This is a genomic window from Polynucleobacter paludilacus (assembly GCF_018687595.1).
GTDB lineage: Bacteria > Pseudomonadota > Gammaproteobacteria > Burkholderiales > Burkholderiaceae > Polynucleobacter > Polynucleobacter paludilacus.
On the sequence record NZ_CP061298.1, the window covers coordinates 753,863 to 771,047 of the forward strand.

General features: G+C 43.0%; 15 protein-coding genes. 5 read left to right on the top strand and 10 right to left on the bottom strand.

Annotation, left to right across the window (positions count from 1 at the left end):
• Window positions 1-6 precede the first annotated feature (6 nt).
• The 8 genes from AOC06_RS04050 to AOC06_RS04085 form a co-directional block, all read right to left on the bottom strand.
• On the bottom strand, window positions 7-501 hold the full coding sequence (locus tag AOC06_RS04050; protein WP_215381415.1) for a hypothetical protein: 495 nt from the start codon (window positions 499-501) through the stop codon (window positions 7-9).
• Window positions 494-1,783, bottom strand: a complete 1,290-nt coding sequence (flhF, locus tag AOC06_RS04055; RefSeq protein ID WP_215381418.1) for a flagellar biosynthesis GTPase FlhF — start codon at window positions 1,781-1,783, stop codon at window positions 494-496. Before flhF ends, AOC06_RS04050 begins: the two co-directional genes overlap by 8 nt.
• Window positions 1,780-3,858 carry a flagellar biosynthesis protein FlhA gene (gene flhA / locus AOC06_RS04060; protein WP_215381419.1) on the bottom strand — a complete coding sequence of 693 codons (2,079 nt, stop codon included), beginning with the start codon at window positions 3,856-3,858 and terminating at the stop codon, window positions 1,780-1,782. Before flhA ends, flhF begins: the two co-directional genes overlap by 4 nt.
• Window positions 3,855-5,036 (bottom strand): flagellar biosynthesis protein FlhB, encoded by a 1,182-nt coding sequence (gene flhB, locus AOC06_RS04065; RefSeq protein ID WP_215273220.1) that lies wholly within the window; start codon window positions 5,034-5,036, stop codon window positions 3,855-3,857. The genes flhA and flhB overlap by 4 nt, the downstream gene beginning before the upstream one ends.
• Before the next feature lie 118 nt (window positions 5,037-5,154).
• On the bottom strand, window positions 5,155-7,161 hold the full coding sequence (locus AOC06_RS04070; protein ID WP_215381421.1) for an MCP four helix bundle domain-containing protein: 2,007 nt from the start codon (window positions 7,159-7,161) through the stop codon (window positions 5,155-5,157).
• Between the two features lie 100 nt (window positions 7,162-7,261).
• On the bottom strand, window positions 7,262-8,188 hold the full coding sequence (gene motB / locus AOC06_RS04075) for a flagellar motor protein MotB (RefSeq protein ID WP_215326742.1): 927 nt from the start codon (window positions 8,186-8,188) through the stop codon (window positions 7,262-7,264).
• A gap of 24 nt (window positions 8,189-8,212) precedes the next feature.
• On the bottom strand, window positions 8,213-9,076 hold the full coding sequence (gene motA / locus AOC06_RS04080; RefSeq protein ID WP_215326749.1) for a flagellar motor stator protein MotA: 864 nt from the start codon (window positions 9,074-9,076) through the stop codon (window positions 8,213-8,215).
• 106 nt (window positions 9,077-9,182) lie between these two features.
• Window positions 9,183-9,938, bottom strand: a complete 756-nt coding sequence (locus tag AOC06_RS04085; protein ID WP_215332838.1) for an SAM-dependent methyltransferase — start codon at window positions 9,936-9,938, stop codon at window positions 9,183-9,185.
• Window positions 9,939-10,081: 143 nt separating this feature from the next.
• On the opposite strand from AOC06_RS04085, the gene AOC06_RS04090 reads away from it, so the two are divergent.
• Together AOC06_RS04090 and AOC06_RS04095 are read left to right on the top strand one after the other, a co-directional pair.
• The gene (locus AOC06_RS04090) at window positions 10,082-10,690 is read left to right on the top strand and encodes a FlgO family outer membrane protein (RefSeq protein WP_215381423.1); all 609 of its coding nucleotides are present in this window, start codon (window positions 10,082-10,084) and stop codon (window positions 10,688-10,690) included.
• A gap of 21 nt (window positions 10,691-10,711) precedes the next feature.
• Window positions 10,712-11,284 (top strand): FlgO family outer membrane protein, encoded by a 573-nt coding sequence (locus AOC06_RS04095; protein ID WP_215273226.1) that lies wholly within the window; start codon window positions 10,712-10,714, stop codon window positions 11,282-11,284.
• A 13-nt stretch (window positions 11,285-11,297) separates the two neighbouring features.
• Here AOC06_RS04095 and AOC06_RS04100 read toward each other — a convergent pair whose 3' ends face one another.
• Complete coding sequence (locus AOC06_RS04100; RefSeq protein WP_215381425.1) at window positions 11,298-14,036, bottom strand: hybrid sensor histidine kinase/response regulator; 2,739 nt, start codon at window positions 14,034-14,036, stop codon at window positions 11,298-11,300.
• 202 nt (window positions 14,037-14,238) lie between these two features.
• On the opposite strand from AOC06_RS04100, the gene flhD reads away from it, so the two are divergent.
• Both flhD and flhC read left to right on the top strand, forming a co-directional pair.
• Entirely contained in the window at window positions 14,239-14,571 is a 333-nt protein-coding gene (flhD, locus tag AOC06_RS04105; RefSeq protein ID WP_215381427.1) for a flagellar transcriptional regulator FlhD, read from the top strand.
• A 20-nt stretch (window positions 14,572-14,591) separates the two neighbouring features.
• Window positions 14,592-15,155: a flagellar transcriptional regulator FlhC gene (gene flhC, locus AOC06_RS04110; protein ID WP_215306138.1), complete on the top strand. Its 564-nt coding sequence runs from the start codon at window positions 14,592-14,594 to the stop codon at window positions 15,153-15,155.
• A gap of 388 nt (window positions 15,156-15,543) precedes the next feature.
• On the opposite strand, the gene AOC06_RS04115 is transcribed toward flhC, so the two are convergent.
• A complete protein-coding gene (locus AOC06_RS04115) occupies window positions 15,544-16,092 on the bottom strand; it encodes a phasin family protein (protein ID WP_215300294.1) in 549 nt (182 codons plus the stop codon).
• A 200-nt stretch (window positions 16,093-16,292) separates the two neighbouring features.
• Between AOC06_RS04115 and AOC06_RS04120 the strand changes: the two genes are divergently transcribed.
• Window positions 16,293-17,180: a DMT family transporter gene (locus AOC06_RS04120; protein WP_215381429.1), complete on the top strand. Its 888-nt coding sequence runs from the start codon at window positions 16,293-16,295 to the stop codon at window positions 17,178-17,180.
• Window positions 17,181-17,185: the final 5 nt, after the last annotated feature.

Genomic DNA, 17,185 nt, shown 5'->3' on the forward strand with positions numbered 1-17,185 from the left:
TTGATTTTATTGAGAGGTCAGGTTGCTATTATGAACTGAGAGACTCTCAATATAGGTATTTCCTAGCCCTATATAACCCAGCTTAACTAGTGAAATTTCCCTAAAATTGCTTGTTGCATGGGTCAGATTGCGATAAATTGTTTCCGCCAATGTATGGTTTTGAGTGGATATTAATAAGCCAATTTCATGGTTAATGGTTGTTTTGGCTAAGTGCTTAATGATTCCATAGGACTCTTTAATAGAGTTTGCAGACTGGCTAATGTACATGACTATTTTGTCTTCTGAGACGATATCCAGTGGAGCCTTATTGATCGTGGTATGAGTCAAATCAAGGAATGGAATGCGATTGCTATTCAATCTTTTCATGAACTCAGTAAAACCAATGCCATCAATTGGATTGAGAAGGGTCTCTAAGTCGTGGCCTGGCGCTGAACTTGCCTCATTCTCGCACCCCATGAGACGACGCAATCCCGACGCCTGGTCTTGGAATACATTAAGCATGGGTTTGGATTATCGGCTGAATGGAGCTGTTTTCTGGATGATTTGCAGTATCTGAAGCCATGCTGGAATCGGCATCCTCTTCGTCGCTTAGAAGCATTTCTAGTTCATTAGTTTTGTTTAACAAGGCAATATCTTCTGGAACGCGCTGACCATTGGTAATGTAAAGTACGCGCAACTTGTTTTGCATCACGGCATTTAAAATTCCGCCAAGAGAGATGGATTCATCAACCTTGGTAATAATGCAACCTTCAATCCCCTTGCTAGAGTAGGCTTGTGTTACGGCATTGAGACTCTCAGTAGTATTGTTGGCATTTAAGCACAATACTTTTTTGATTTTAGTCTGTGTAGCGCTGAGCATTTCCAGTTGCTTCTCAACCATCTTGTCTTTATGGCTAAGACCAGCCATATCAATCAGTACTAATTTCTTTTTACTTAACTTCTCTAGTGCAGTATCTAATTCAACCCCGTCTTTAGCAGTGAGCATCTCTACGCCTAGGATCTTGGCATAAATATGCAATTGTTCATTACCGCCAATCCGATAAGTATCGGTAGAAATCAGAGCAACACTGGCTTTACCGTGCTGCAAGGCAAAACGGGATGCAATTTTGGCAACGGTCGTGGTTTTGCCAACCCCAGTAGGTCCTAAGAAAGCGTAGACGCCTTTGCTATCGAGGATCTCAGCTTCATTTTCAATACATTGAATATTTTTACTTAATAAGTTCCGTGACCAGATGATGGCATCTTCAAGCGCTAAATCAGCAGGGAGCTTCTTCAAGACCCGCTTGGCAAGATCTTGGGTGAAGCCTGCCTCCAGCATGCGCTGGGTGAGTTGCCGTGCATTAGGGCTTTGATGCTGGGCTGACTCCCAGGAGATCGCGTTCAACTGCGACTGAAAACTATTCTTCATTTCACGCAGTTCGACCAATAATTGATTCATTTCTTGATTTTGATTGGCTGAATTTGACGTTGCCTGAACAACAGCAGGCGCTTTTACTGAAGTAGTCTCGCTTGTGGTGGAGGCTTCCTTTACATTCTGCTTGCTGTTAAAAATCTGGAGCATCTCTTGAGCACGTTTCATTTGCAACTGCTTATTTTCTAATTCAGTTTTTCCACTCGCTTTAGCTTCTTTTGGAGTGGCGTCAGCCTCACCTGCTGTGGCAGTAATTTCATGCCAGCCATTAATTTCACGGTGAGTCAGTATCGAAGCATCCGCTCCAAGTTCATCGCGAACCTGCTTCATTACATCGCGGGCTGTTTTGGCAACAAATCGTTTGGTGGTCATGCTATTTCTCCAATTAAATTAGTAACACGAATAATTTTGGTATCGGGTAATTCTTCATGTGATAAGACTCGTAAATTAGGGCTAAAGCGCCTTAAAAATTTAGCCAAGGTCAGACGCAAAGAGGAGGGGACTAGCAACACAGGCGAAAAGCCCATCTCTTCTTGTTTTTTAGCTGCTGCGCTGGCTTCTTTAGCTAAGGTTTGTGCAACACCAGGTTCAATGGCATTGCTGTCACTCTGGGTGTTTACAGCCTGCATCAAAATCCGCTCTAATTGAGTATCTAGTGAGATCACAGACATCTCATTGGTATTAGGGAATAGTTTTTGTGTAATAGCCCTGCCCAACTTAATTCTGACTTTGGCAGTCAGTTCGGCTGGATCTTGAGTTTGTTTAGAGTGTTCTAACAAAGTTTCCATGATCGTCTGCATATCCCGAATGGGAACGCCTTCACTCAGGAGGTTTTGCAGTACTTTTTGGACAACGGAAACACTGAGTAATTTGGGCACCAAATCTTCTACCAGTTTTGGTGAATCTTTACCCAATAAGCTGAGCAGCTGTTGTACTTCGAGATGTCCAAGCAATTCTGCTGCGTAAAGGCCAACGATGTGATTAAGGTGTGTGGCAACTACTGTGCTGGCGTCAACCACGGTATATCCATTATTTTGTGCATCTTCACGCTGATCATGATTGACCCATACGGCCGGTAATCCAAACGCAGGATCTTTCGTGATCTCTCCGCCAATTTCTTGGGTCACTGTGCCAGGATTAATGGCTAAATACTGGCCGATATGAGATTCACCTTGAGCTACCTCTACGCCTTTGAGCTTAATCGAGTAGCCATTAGGTTTGAGATCAAGGTTGTCGCAAATATGCACAGCAGGGGTCAAGAAACCAACTTCCTGTGCAAATTTCTTACGCAATGCTTTGATGCGTTTAATGAGATCACCGCCCTGTTTCATGTCAACCAAAGGCACAAGACGGAAACCTACTTCAAGGCCTAAAGCATCGACAGGAATGACATCAAGCCACGAGGCTTCCAGATTCTCTGAGGGAGTATCCTTTTTAAGCTGTTCTTCTGCTGCCACTTCTTTTTGATGCTTGGACTTCAAGCTGTAAGCGATCGCTGCCAATATGCCAGCTAGTAGCAAGAACGCCACATTAGGCATTCCAGGAATCAAGCCCATACCACCCATAATGATGGCGGTGATATTTAAGACTTTCGGATTGGAGAATAGTTGTTTTGTTAATTGAGTGCCTAGGTCTTGATGGTTAGCAACCCTCGAGATCACAATACCGGCAGCAACTGAAATTACCAAAGAAGGAATTTGGGCTACTAGACCGTCACCGATCGTTAACATGGTGTAGTTTTTGGCCGCTGTCGCTAGGGACAAGTCGTGCTGCAACATGCCCACAATCAAGCCGCCCACAATGTTAACGACAATGACCAAAATACCAGCAACAGCATCGCCTCTTACATATTTACTAGCACCATCCATCGCACCATAAAACTCTGCTTCTTGGGCAATATCGGTACGGCGTTGACGGGCCTGCTCTTGTCCAATCAGGCCTGAATTCAAATCCGCATCAATTGCCATTTGTTTCCCTGGCATAGCATCCAAGGTAAAGCGAGCTCCAACTTCAGCAATACGACCAGCACCTTTTGTCACAACAGTAAAGTTAATGATGGTCAAAATGATAAAGACCACAATACCCACAGCGTAGTTCCCGCCAATTAAGAAGTGGCCAAATGCTTCAATGACTTTGCCAGCTGCACTTGGGCCTGTGTGCCCCTCAGTCAGCACTAAACGGGTCGATGCCACGTTCAGCGAAAGTCGCAACATGGTGGTGATCAGCAAAACGGTTGGGAATGCTAGGAAATCAAGTGGCTTGGTAGTTTGAAGACCAATCAACAGCACCAATATAGAGAGTGCAATATTGAAGGTGAATAACAAATCGAGTGCGATTGCTGGCAAGGGCAGAATCATCATTGCCAAGAGCATGACAATAAATACTGGACCAGCTACTGTTTTAGCGTTCAGATTTTTGAGACGGTCAAATAGTTGATTAAAGTTCATGACAATAGCGCCGGTATATTGTGATTTTTAGCAGTGGAGTGTTCATAAAAATGGGGGTCTAGCTCATCAGGAACCTCCACATTGCTAGGTTCATTTGGATAAGCGCCGTCTCGGCCGTTGAATTGTTTGACTTGGAATACAAAAGCCAAAATTTCAGCAACGGCTAAATAAAGTGCTTCAGGAATTTCTTGATCAACCTCGGTATGAGCATAAAGCGCACGAGCTAGTTTTGGAGATTCAACTGTCAAAATCTCATGTTCTTTTGCAAGTTCTTTGATGCGTAAAGCCACGGCATCGCTGCCTTTGGCTAACACAATCGGGGCTGACATATCATCTTCGCTGTATTGAACAGCAACGGCATAGTGGGTTGGGTTGGTGATCACCACATCAGCATTTTGTACTTGAGTCATCATTCGGCGGCGAGACATTGCTCTTTGCTGTTGACGAATCTTTCCCCTAATTTCCGGGCTACCAGTACCTTCGCGCATCTCCTGCTTGATTTCTTCCTTGCTCATTTTTAATTTCTCAGCGTAGCGATGGAGTTGATAAGGGACATCAATCACGATGATGACGACGTAAGAAATCAATATGAGAAAAAAGGTTCGGAATAAAAAAATCCCGGTATGACTTAAGCCAGTTTCAATTGGTAATACTGCTAAGTTGATTAAATCAGGAAAGGCAAAAGAGATTGCCAAGTAAGAAATACTGCCGATCAGGGTGACCTTGAGGATAGATTTGACCAGTTCAACTAAAGAATTTTTATTGAATATATTGCTAAAACCGCTTACTGGATCGAGGCGGGTGATATTGGGAACCAGCAGTTTAGGGCTGATATTCCAACCGCCTACCAAGAGGGGGGCGATTAAAGACCCGATCAGCAAAAAAATCAGTAGCGGAATGAATGCATACGTGATGTCGCTGACCTGATCATAAATTCGGTCTAAGGCAGTTGATGTATCAAAGGCGAGATTGCTGTCAAATTTCAACCCATCCGACAGCAGACTTTTGAGGGCATTTTGTAGTGAGCCTGATAGGCTATAAATGCCTAGACCCGCTGCAAATAGAACAGCTCCTGAAGCTAATTCTTTAGAGCGTGGAACGTCACCTTCCTCGTACGCCTTGGCTATTCGCGCACTGGTAGCTGCTTCCGTTCTATCTAAATCGCTATCTGTTGCCACTGCTTACCTCAATACTAGGGTGTAATGGCTTATTTTCCGATAACGAAGGGGGGATGAATCCAAAGAATAGGGGGCAAAAGCCCAGCCTATTCTGATCTATTTATGGATGTGAAATTATTTAAAAAAGTTCCCAGTCAGGCTCTTTTGCGACCGAAGTTTCAGCAGCGGTTTGCTCTGCAAAAATATGCTCTTCAGCCTGCGCAAGTGCTTGAGCTTCTTTTTCAGCTATGAGGAGTTTTTCCTTATCCGAACTTAAGAAAAAAGCCTCAAAGCGCGTATTCAGACCATCAATTTGACCATCTAGGGCATCACATGATTTTAAGGACTGTTGCAAAAGATGGCTGTATTGTTGTCTTGCCGACTCGGCCTGGGCCAATGCGGTATTGACTGAAGCAACTTCAATATGTTGTTGCATGCTATTGGTCAGTAGGGCGCTAGAGTCTTCAGAAATGGCGTTGATGAAACGAATTGTCTCGGCTAACTTCGTTTTTAATTCTTCAATACTGTGGCTAACAGTACGTGCTTCATCATCAGAAATCGTGACATCTTTAAAAGAGCTAATAAAGCTCACGTAGTCATAGCCTTCTAGCGGAGCTGCTGGCTGAGTTATTTCCGGTAAGGGTTTTTTGACCTTCTTTACTTTTTTAGCTGCGTCTAAGGACTCGAGGGCATCTAAGGAGTAACAAATATCCTGAAGGGCGTTGGTGGCCTTTAGTGCCAGAGACTGAACATTTTTTGCTTTCTTACTATTCTTTTTCTGGAATGTATTGAAGACTTCAAGTTTAGCTTGTGACTGTGAGATCACTTTGCTCTGACTTTCTAGGGTGGACTCAAAGTTAATTTGCTGCTCATGTATCTCCGTGCAAATGGGAGCAAGAGCAAGCGTCTGCTCACGTAATTCGCTAATAGCAATCTCAACATCATCAACTAATTGGTTGATAGTACTGCCAATGATGGCGGTATGTTCGCAATCAAGCTTTACTTCAAGACGCTGACTGAGGTCTTTGTCAAGAAAGGCTGCTTTAAGGTTTTCTAATTCCACTTTGGTGGTTTCCATTGCGCGCTGTATTTCTTTGCGCTTTTTATCAGAATCTTGACCATGAGTCAGCGCAAGATCAATTGACGCATTGAGATCATCAGCAATCTTTTGATAGTCGCCTTGATGCTGGTCTAAGTTTCTACGACCCAGCATCTTGCCTTGCGACATAGCTTTATTAAGAATCTCGGTATCGAGCATAAATAACTTAAGCTCTTCTTGAATCGCTTTGATCGCTGCCAATGCACTGCTGTGGTCACCTTTGCGAGTTTTGATCACCGCATGAAGATCGCCGCTGGCGATATAGCCTGCCGCCCGAACGAGTTCGTCAGGCTCCGCACCCAACTGAGAATCTAACAGGCGCTTCGAAACAAATAATAAATAAGAAATTGAAAGAACAGAGCAGGCTGCTAAAAGTAAACCAAAGGTAACAAAGAAGTAAAAATATGCTTGACCATAAATGGCTTCCGATTTAGCAGCTTCATATTGGAGCGCAATCAGTGCTTTGGTATTTTGATCAAGGAGGTTTACCTTTTCTTCAGAGCTAACTAATTGAGATGCTAATACATAGTTCCCGGCACTGGCAGCGAGTGCAGCAGGCTTCAGTGTTTTGCTATACCAATGATCATAGGACTCTGTAAAAGAATCCAGCAGTACCTTTTCATCGGTAGCTTTCAGTGTGGCAGCAACTTTATTCGTTAAATCCTTGATAGCGAGATTATTTTTTTCGATGAGGGGAATTGCTAAAACAGTATTAGGATTTTTGGTTTTACTTGAAACTCCCGCAGCGGCTTTAATAGCGAGATCTGAGTTCTGAACCAGATCATTTACGGTATTCATATTCTTAATACTTAATATGCGCTTTTCGTACAAGGTATGCGCATTTTCTTTGGAAGCATACAAGCCGTAACCAGCCAATATCATCAGGATTGTGCTTGAGCATAGAACGATGGCGACAATTCCTAGAAAATTGTCTTTGATACTATTAATAGAGAAGCTGAAATGTGGCGCCTTGAGTCTAACCAAATTTAAATTGGGCAAAATTCGAGGAAATTGCGGCAAATTTGCAGTTAATTTAATTTTTGACATGGGCTGGAATTCGTATCTAAGTAGAGATCACTACAAGATAAGCCAAGGCCTAGACTTTCAAAGCCCTGAATAAACGACCTAATTGTGGGTAATTCAACCCTTATTTGGCGCCAACATCCTTAATAATGGCTTTCGCACCATCCGCATTAGGGGTGATGACAGGGGCAGCCTTTTCGATCCGATCTTGACTCTTTTTATTGAGCACAATGATTGAAATTCGGCGATTGATGGGATTTAGGGGGTTAGATTTATCGTAGAGCACTGCAGAGCCTAGGCCCACCACCTCAAGTACCTTTCCTTCATCCATGCCGCCTTGGATAAGTTCTCGTCTTGAAGCATTAGCGCGATCGGCCGATAGTTCCCAGTTGCTATACGAGGCCGGACCATCCGGATAGGGAACTGCGTCAGTATGACCAGAAAGACTGACTTTATTACCAATCCCATTTAAGGTGGAGCCAATCGCCCGCATGATCGCTCTAGCATAGGGCTCTAGCTCAGGGCTAGATAGGGCAAACATGGGGCGTTTCAAATCGTCAACGATCTGAATTCGCAAGCCTTGGTCAGTAATATCGATCAAAACCTGATTCTTGTAGTTTTTGAGTTGAGGCTTTTCTTGAATGGCTGACTCAATTTTAGCCTTGAGTTCTTTGAGGCCCGCTTCGTCTAAGAGTTTTTGTTTACCTTTGGATTGATCAGAGGGTCGAACTTGATATTGATCCTGCCCCTTCGATACCTCACCTTCTTTTCGGGTGAGGTCTTCTCCACCGCCGGGAATTACGCTACTTGTGCCGGATTTATTTTCACCTGAGGAGAATATTCTCTCAATTGGGGTCTTGAAGTAGCCCGCAATACCTTCTAGATCGCGCTTAGAAGTATCAGCTGCAAGTAACCAGAGTAACAAGAAAAAGGCCATCATGGCCGTTACGAAGTCGGCGTAAGCAATTTTCCAAGCGCCACCATGAGCGCCGCCAGCAACCTTACGTTTACGCTTTACAACAATGAGGGGTTTATCTTTATCTTGGGCCATAACACTTCAAGCGCTTGAAACTGCTTACTTGGTTCTAGCTTCCTTGATGTAATCCTCTAATTCTAAGAATCCAGGGCGCTCAGTTGAGAACAATACTTTACGACCGAATTCAACCGCAATAGTAGGTGCATAGCCATTCAAACTAGCAATCATGATCACTTTTGTGGTTTGCAACATCTTATTAACTTCAGCATGCTTTTGATCCAACAAGGAGGCGAGCGGTCCAACGAAGCCATAGCCCAATAAAATCCCTAAGAAGGTACCAACCAGCGCTTTTGCAACTAAAGCACCAAGCTCAGCTGGTGGAACGCTACCAACCGATTCCATGGTATGAACCACCCCCATCACGGCCGCAACAATACCAAAGGCAGGCATACCATCGGCCATGCGGGTAATGGCGTGTGAGACAACATGAGACTCGGCATCGTATGTTTCGATATCGTTATCCATGAGGTTTTCAATCTGGAAAGCATCCATATTGCCTGATAGCATGAGGCGTAAATAGTCGCAGATAAAATCAATCAAGTGATGTTGCTTAATCAGTTTTGGGTATTTACCGAAAATGACGCTGTTCTCAGGATTCTCAACATCTTTCTCAATTGCCATCATGCCGTCTTTACGGATTTTGGTGAGGATCTCGAACATCATTGCCAGCAAATCCATATACATCGATTTGGTGTACTGGGTACCTTGCAGCACAGTGGGGAGAGTCTTGACTGTGGCACGCAGTGTTTTGGAGTCATTGCCAACAACGAAGGCGCCCGCAGCACCACCAAAGATCATGAGTAATTCAATCGGCTGCAAAAGCGCATAGAGATGGCCGCCCGCTAATACGAAGCCACCAAAAATAGAAAATATCACTACGCCGTAGCCAATCAGAACAAACATTGATCCAACCTTTACACAATAATTGAAGAAGAATACTGGGACTACTGCGAGATCAAACCTGAGAATAAAGCCACTTTAAGTCATTATTCTTGAAACTATTGCCCGGTTACCGAGTTTGAATTTCATAAATAAAGCTTGTCTTATTACCTGTCTCAGATTGTAAAGTTCTTGTGGGCTCAATATCCGGAATGGGAAATTCATGACTAACCAGAATAGCCCCTGGCTTCATTTGCATTGAGCACTGCTCATACAGACTTGGCATCGCTGCAGGTGAGAGATAGGCAAAAATGAGATCAAAGTCCGAAAAATCCAGGGTTTTGTAATTGCCGAGCCTAAAACGGACTAGAGATTTTTGGAATTTAGACCGTAAATAGCTAATCAGCCAAGGTAAAGGGGCGATTTCCATGCCCAAAACAGTGCATTGGGGTCTCAAATGGGCTAATTTCAGGCTAAATCCACCCAAACCGCTGCCAATTTCCACAACAGATTGTTTTTGATCAGGGGGCAACATTTCTGCAACTAGTATGCAAACGGACTCGCTAGAGGGGTAATAAGGGACTTGGGTCAGAAAAACAGACCAATAAAGAGAGGCAAAGAGGACGAAGCCCACTAAATAGAAGAGGGGGTTGATGCGAAAAATGAGACCAAGCCAGACTGCTAGGGGGAAGATGAGCAGAATATAGGGCCACCAGACCTGCATTTTGAGGAGTTTAGCCAACCCTGCTGCAATTAAACCTTGTAACAAAAATAACAAGCCATTTGGCAAAGTCAGATGCAAGCCAAAATCCACGATAGTTTGTGCAATGAAAGTCAAAATCCCTGAAAAACACAGTATCAGGAGGGCAGTAAAGGCAGGAGGCATTCGAACAGTCAAAATAATCTACTCATTGCGCTAAGGAAAAGGGAATTATGTCCGTTAATAAAGATGATGACGTATGGTTTGCGATCTCTTTTTTTGCAGTCTACCCCTTTTTTATTTGTATTTCCTTTTATAGAAGATGTGCCATGAAACGAACTTCATTTGCATTACTTAGCCTTGCTAGCCTTTGTGTGGCAATCGTTTTTGGTATGTTCAGCTTCAGTTCGGTGGCAATGGCTGGCCTCTTTGATGACTCAGAATCAAACCCCTCCCGCTTATACGTTGCCGATTCGTTTAATGACGGGATTGTGCAAGTAGCTGAACAGCTGCAAAAAGGTTTGCCAACATCAATGAAAAGCAAAAATTTAATGATCGCGAACTTCGTTGCCCTAGGCAACTTAAACGATACTTCGCCTTTTGGGCAATTGGCTTCAGCCAATCTCATCCACGAAATGCGTATTCGGCATTGGTCAGTGATGGATCCCCTTTTTACTAGGGATATGTATATTGGATCTACCGGAGAGTTTGCTTTGAGTCGAGATGCTAAAAAGCTCCCAGGGGCTTTACCCTCGTTAGAAATCATTGCCGGTACTTATCAAATGACTTCAGATGCCGTGGTACTAAATGTGCGCTTAATTGATGCCCATACCAGCGGAGTGATTTCAACGGCTCAAGTCTATTTTCCAAGAACTCAGCAAATCAATGCACTCATTGAGAGGCCACCTGTAATGCCTCTTTTGAGCCTATCTAATTAATTACACAGTAAGATAGCTCACATGAAACGTCTGGCCTTACTTTGCTTATTGGTTCTTTCGGCCCTGTTGGTGGCATGCTCCTCTACGCCCAGTCGTTCCGACAATCAATGCCTTACGTTCGAAGATAAGCTACAGGCAAGTGACTTGAGCGCTCTGACGCAAGGTATGGCTATTGAATTAAGCAACGGCCTGCCTAAGTTTGATCCTAATTCTAATAATAACTATGGCGTACTTCTTGTCGCAGATTTTGTTAATGTCAATACCTTAAAGTCCGAGCCAAATGCGCTCGTGATGAGCGATATGATGCGAACCTACTTAGCCAATATTCCTGGAAGAAAAGTTGTCCAGGTTGAGTTCGGGAAAGATATTCGCTTGAGTGATTCGGGAGTTGTGTCGCTCACTAGAAATCTTGACTTGGCTAATAAGCAAAAAGTAGGGGCAAATCAGGTTGTGGTCGGAACTTATCTAAACCTGCAAAATAAATTAATCATCAATTTGCGTGCAATCGACCCTAGTAATCAAATTATCTCTTCGGCAGTAGTGCGTGAGATCAATTACACCTGTAGTTCAGGCAGGCTCAAAGTACAAAATTAATTGCCTTTCAAGCTTAATGCTCGGAAAGATTGCTAATTAAATTTCTCACTTCTGTTAGTGAGTTTTTGAAACTTTGATACAAATGGTGATCTTCATTAAGGGCTTCTGCTCCTTGGCTATCTGCCTCAATGCTAATCAGATACTCCGTTAGCAGCTCTGCCTTTGTAAATAGGTCTTCAGCACCAATCGCAGCTGCAGAACTTTTTAGATAGTGAATTTTCTGAGCGACCGATTGATGATCGCCGTCATTGATATGTTGACTAATATCAGCAAGAAAATCTTGGGTATCTTCCTTGAATAAGGTTGCGATTTTATACAGCACTTGATTTTCTTTGAGAGTGCTGACTACCTGTAAATTAAAACCTGGGAATGCTTGTGAGTAGTCAAATTGGATTTCACCCATGCTTTGGGTATTTTGATGTAATTTATTCCGCTTATTACGGATCACAATCCATTTTGCTAAGACCTCAATTAAGGAGGCGGGATCGATATTCTTCGAGACACACTCATTCATCCCGGCGCTTAGGCAGCGCTCTTTTTTCTCGGGGCTGACATCTGCACTAAGGCCGATAATGGGTAAATTGACCAGCCGTGCTTGTTGGCGGATTCTTTGAGTTGTCTCAATCCCATCCATGATCGGCATTTGAGTATCCATTAAAACGGCCGAGTACATTTTTCTACCGAGTAACTCTAGAGCCTGAATGCCGTCGCTTGCAATATCAACTTGCGCGCCAGCAATTTGAATAAATTCTTTTAGGGTCTGTTGAATGAGCAAATTGTCATCAACCAGTAATATTGTCGATTGCAATAGTGCCGGATTAAAGTTTGTCGACTGTATAAACCGTTTAATGGTGGCAATTAGCTCATTTGGTTTAAACGGTTTTGCAATAAACTCATTCATGCCGCTGGCTAAGCAAGCCGCACGTTCATCCGGAGTGATTCCGGCGCTAAGTCCAATGATAGGTAGATTTTTTAGATCATCCTGCTTGCGAATTTGAATGGCGGTTGATAAGCCATCCATTACTGGCATTTGCGTATCTATCAATATTGCTGCGTAGGTATTTTGTGCCAATAACTCTAGGGCCTCAAAACCATTATTGGCTACATCCACTTGGGCACCAGCTAGTTCCAGAAACTCTTTGAGCATTTCTTGAATCAAGCGGTTATCTTCTGCCACCAAAATAGGCATCTTATTTAATTGACCTTCGATGCTATCAAGACCAATACCAATTGTCTCCGGTAATGCATTCTCATCGCCAGATAAGTAGGGCAGTTTGAGCTGGAATGAGAAGTGGGATCCTACATTAGGCGCGCTATGAATTTCAATTCTAGATCCCATCAAAGACAGAATTTGATTGCAGATTACTAAGCCTAAACCTGAGCCACCATAGATCCTCGCAATGGATACGTTCGCTTGACTATAGGGCTTTAGTAGATCTTTAATTTCTTTTTCACTGATGCCGATACCGGTATCGGAGATGGTAAAGCGTAAGTAGGCATAGTACTTATCGATTTGGTTGCATTTCACAAAAAGATCAATCTTCCCCGACTTGGTAAATTTAATCGCATTACCAACCAAGTTAATCAATACTTGACGTATGCGATGCATATCCCCATTCAGAATTTTAGGAATCTTTGTTTCTGCGGCGCAATGGAAAAGGAGGCCCTTAGACTCTGTAGCATTCTTAAATAGTCCAGAAACGTCGTCAATCACATCACTAATATGAAAAGGCCGTGACTCGAGCTCAATCTTCCCGCTCTCTAACTTGGTGAGCTCTAAAGAGTGGTCGAGAGTTTTGATGAGTTTTTCGGTGGCATCATGAATCTTTCCTAAGTAGCCCTGCAATACTGTAGGATCGGTGTTTTGAATAGCCAATTGAGAGAGCCCATAAATGGCGCTCATTGGTGTTCTAATTTCATGAGAGACAGTAGCCAACAATTGTGTTTTTGAGCGATTTGCCTCCTCAGCAAAACGAACGGCTTCAATCAGGCGATTTTCTGCAATTTTCTGAGGGGTAATATTGACTAAGATCCAAATGATCTCTTCGGAGTCCTCACGTATTTGACAGCCAGAGGCATTGAACCAAACTACATTTTTATTTTTATCCAGTAACTTGACGGTTTCTCTAAAAATGTTTCCACGGTTGATATCAATGAGAGCTCTTTTGGCAATGGATAAAAAATCATGACGATTATTAAAGTGCCTATTAATGAGTTTCTCTTTAATTTCATTCTCATTCAGGTCCAGAACTTTTTTAATGTAACTGTTAGACCAAATGACCTTTTGCTGTTGGGTCAGCATTATGCCGATGAGCTCGCTCTGAAGAATGACGTCACGTTGCTGTTTTAGTTCACTAATGCGCATTTCCATTGCAACAGGCAGGGTTTCATCGGCTAACAAACCATTCCATATTGTTGAGCCATCTGCCTCTCGCTTTGGTGAAGCAATAATTTTCAGCACTCTTTCCCCGGATCTGAAATGATTGAATTTCACTAAAATAGACAAATCATTGAGTTGCTCAGATGAATGCAATAATTCTTGTTGAAATAGGGCTTGATCCTCGGAGGGAATTCTCTCTAGAAAGTTATTTCCATCAGCCATTAGGGCATCTCGGCTGAGTCCCGTCAGCTCAACGAGATTGCCAATTGACCCTGGAAAAGAGATTAAACCGAGCGAGTTTCGGCGTATTTCAATATATGACGATTGAGAGCCCTCTTTTTTGTCAGAGAAACGATAGTCGTCGTTATTCATATAGGGGGCTGTAAATCACAAAAATAGAGGGTTTATTGATCTTTATTCGCTCAGGCATGGTTGAAATCCAAGCATTTTTAGCGATTATGTCAGATTTTTACTTACAAAAAGTACATAAGTTGTCTTATTTAGCTTTTTTCTCAAACTGACAAACTACGCATCCGGAATACTTTTTTATTTCCAAACCGAATCGAGGTCATAAATGCAACTGATTGAAAAAGCACAAGAAGTCCTTCTTCAGGAAATTCGAGATGCCAACCTTAATTATTTAATGCTAGCTCAACAGATGATTCGGGGTGATAAGGCGCATGCCATTTTCCGCTTAGGCCTCAGCGCAGACATTGCAGACTTGCTTGGTACATTGAGCAATGCTCAAATAATTAAATTAGCCAGTGCAAATATGATGCTGACTCGTTTCCGCTTTGATGATGCTGTGATGTTGGGTATGTTGACAAGCAACCAAAAGGGTCAATCCCAGGCAATTGCGCATAGCTCCATTTTGATGGCCGGCCAGCAAGTCGAAGCCGTTTCTTAATCTTAGCCAGGGCGAATCGCATGAAAGTCAAAAGCATTGTTGATGAATCAGCACAATTACAGTTGGCTATCGAGCTCATTAAATTAGGTGCCCGTTTGCAGTTATTGGAATCTCAAACCGATTTGTCTCGCGAGCGTTTAACTAAGCTCTACAAAGAGATGCGCGGTTTTTCGCCACCGAAAGGGATGCTTCCATTTTCCACAGATTGGTTTTTAACTTGGCAACCCAATATTCATTCTTCATTGTTCTTGAATATCTATCATTTTTTAAAAGAACATGCAGGTCTGACAGGTATTCAGGCTTTGATTAAGTCCTATCAGCTCTATTTGGAGCAATATCACAGCATTGAGCAGACCGATGACCACCCAGCGAGTGATGAGCCCGTATTAAGCTTGATTCGTGCATGGACCTTAGTGCGATTTACGGATCAGAAACTGCTAAAAACTGAAGCATGTTCTTGCTGTAAAGGTAAATTTATTGTCGACGTATATGACTTGAATGAGGACTATCTTTGTAATCTTTGCCATGTCCCTTCAAGGGCTGGAAAGTATCAAAAGAATAAAAAAGAATTATTGGCAGCCTAAATCCGCAAGCTCGCAATGAAAAACTATTGCTACTGTTTGCTTTTTATCAGCATAGTGGCAAATGCCACGCAGATGGATGATTTACTGGGAAGAGGTTTCAGTACATCGGAAGTTTGTAGTCCAATCAATACCTCTGACCCAACAGTTTTTCTTAATCGACTTTCAACGGAATCCAGCCGAATTGCTAAGGCCCAACAATCGTGGCAAGGTAAGGCTTATCAATCAACCGGTCAGGCACAACAATACGCCCAAGAGCAGGTTACTGAGGCTTCAAAGTCCTTGCGCTACATTGACAATCTAAAAACTTTTTTTAATAGCAATTGCTTGCGCAAACATTAAACTAGGATAAATCCTAGTTAGGAGTTTGCTACTCATTGAATGACGCTAGTTATTTTTTGGCTTTACTAGCTTTATTGATTTCCGACATTACAGATTCCGAAGCCTTATTTAAGTTATTCTGCGCCAGCTCTACCGCATGCTTAACCGCTTTTTGACTGGTTTCGTATACCGTATTTGCAGAGGCAATGGCTTGTTTCATCGCTTGGACTGCAGCTTCTGATCCTGCGGGCGCATTTTTAGTCCAGCCCTCAACTAATGCATTGATTTTTTGTTGACTTGCCTGAAATTCTTTTTCGGCAGACTGAGTAAATGAAGCTTGGGTCTCATGGGCTAATTCATAGAGGTGACGGCTATAAGCCATCATTTTTTCAGCCATCGGCTTCACAGCTTCAGCTTGGTGAGTGAGTAGCTGTTGAATATCTTTAATTTCCATTGCTTTCTTGGCATTACTCATGCTGTCACTTAAACTTTGTTTGGCAATATGCATATTGAGCTCCACCAATTTCTCAATGCTTTGAAGGGCTTGATTGGTAAGGCCGCTGAGGGTTTCTAAATTGGCTTTTTGCGCGGCTGCCATTTGTTCTGGTGTTAAGTTCATTTCAATCCCTTTCATTGGATCTTTCAAGGATGACTATGCGTCCATTATTTAAATAAATCAATTGGGTGAAGATCCTATCCATTTATGATGCAATGCAATATTTTCCTTTGAATGCATTGCTCATGGGGTTCTGATATTAAATCAGCCTAAAATTGACTCTAATTACTAATTAACCATTACTTCCCATCTTTTAGGCCGGCATGGATTTCAAGCTCGATAGAGTCATAGCACCTGTTTTTGTCTTTCTCTGGAGCACCGGTTTCATCATTGCCAAACTAGCAATGCCATATGTTGAGCCAGCCACATTTTTGTTTTGGCGCTTCTGCGGTGTTTTGGTGGTCATGGCGCTACTAAATTGCGTGTGGAGAATAGTTTGGCCTAGCAAAGAGCAAATGAAGCATATTGCAATTGCGGGGGCTTTTTTACAGTTCGGCTATGTGTTCGGCGTCTGGTCGGCAGTCAGATTGGGTATGGGTGCCGGCCTCGTTTCCATTATGGTGGGTCTGCAACCTATTCTTACAGCATGGTTTGCCTCATGGATTTCTGAGAAGGTTCACCCAAAACAGTGGATCGGTCTTGTATTTGGTTTCTCGGGTGTAGCCTTAGTTGTGGCCGAAAAGATCGGTTTCGCTCATATCCCATTTACAAGCTACCTCTTTGCTTTGGGCGCCTTGTTTTCTATTACCTTTGGAACCTTATATCAGAAGAAGCATTGTCCGGTCTTTGATTTGCGTGCTGGATCGGCTATTCAGTTTGGAATCTCTGCCTTCCTAGCATTTTGGGTCATGTATTTCTTCGAGTCTTCTGAGATGGTTTGGAATTTTTCAGTTATCGCAGCCTTATTTTGGGCCGTTATTCCACTCTCGATTGGATCCATTAGTTTGTTATTTATGATGATTCGCAAGGGCGCCGCAACCAAAGTGACCAGTCTTTTATATCTGACACCACCAACAACTGCAGCGATTGCTTGGCTGATGTTTGATGAGCCATTTAATGTCTTGATGATCTTAGGGCTTGCTTTGACAATGACGGGCGTTGTTTTGGTCAATAGCGGTAAAGCAAACACAGTCCCATCTGTCGCAGAATAGGGCAC

Coding starts and splice junctions, on each gene's coding strand:
- flhC (WP_215306138.1), top strand. CDS start 14,592: ATGAAAGTCAAAAGCATTGTTGATGAATCAGCACAATTACAGTTGGCT.
- motB (WP_215326742.1), bottom strand. CDS start 8,188: ATGGCCCAAGATAAAGATAAACCCCTCATTGTTGTAAAGCGTAAACGT.
- AOC06_RS04090 (WP_215381423.1), top strand. CDS start 10,082: ATGAAACGAACTTCATTTGCATTACTTAGCCTTGCTAGCCTTTGTGTG.
- flhD (WP_215381427.1), top strand. CDS start 14,239: ATGCAACTGATTGAAAAAGCACAAGAAGTCCTTCTTCAGGAAATTCGA.
- AOC06_RS04070 (WP_215381421.1), bottom strand. CDS start 7,161: ATGTCAAAAATTAAATTAACTGCAAATTTGCCGCAATTTCCTCGAATT.
- AOC06_RS04115 (WP_215300294.1), bottom strand. CDS start 16,092: ATGAACTTAACACCAGAACAAATGGCAGCCGCGCAAAAAGCCAATTTA.
- AOC06_RS04100 (WP_215381425.1), bottom strand. CDS start 14,036: ATGAATAACGACGACTATCGTTTCTCTGACAAAAAAGAGGGCTCTCAA.
- AOC06_RS04095 (WP_215273226.1), top strand. CDS start 10,712: ATGAAACGTCTGGCCTTACTTTGCTTATTGGTTCTTTCGGCCCTGTTG.
- motA (WP_215326749.1), bottom strand. CDS start 9,076: ATGTTTGTTCTGATTGGCTACGGCGTAGTGATATTTTCTATTTTTGGT.
- AOC06_RS04085 (WP_215332838.1), bottom strand. CDS start 9,938: ATGCCTCCTGCCTTTACTGCCCTCCTGATACTGTGTTTTTCAGGGATT.
- AOC06_RS04050 (WP_215381415.1), bottom strand. CDS start 501: ATGCTTAATGTATTCCAAGACCAGGCGTCGGGATTGCGTCGTCTCATG.
- AOC06_RS04120 (WP_215381429.1), top strand. CDS start 16,293: ATGGATTTCAAGCTCGATAGAGTCATAGCACCTGTTTTTGTCTTTCTC.
- flhA (WP_215381419.1), bottom strand. CDS start 3,858: ATGAACTTTAATCAACTATTTGACCGTCTCAAAAATCTGAACGCTAAA.
- flhF (WP_215381418.1), bottom strand. CDS start 1,783: ATGACCACCAAACGATTTGTTGCCAAAACAGCCCGCGATGTAATGAAG.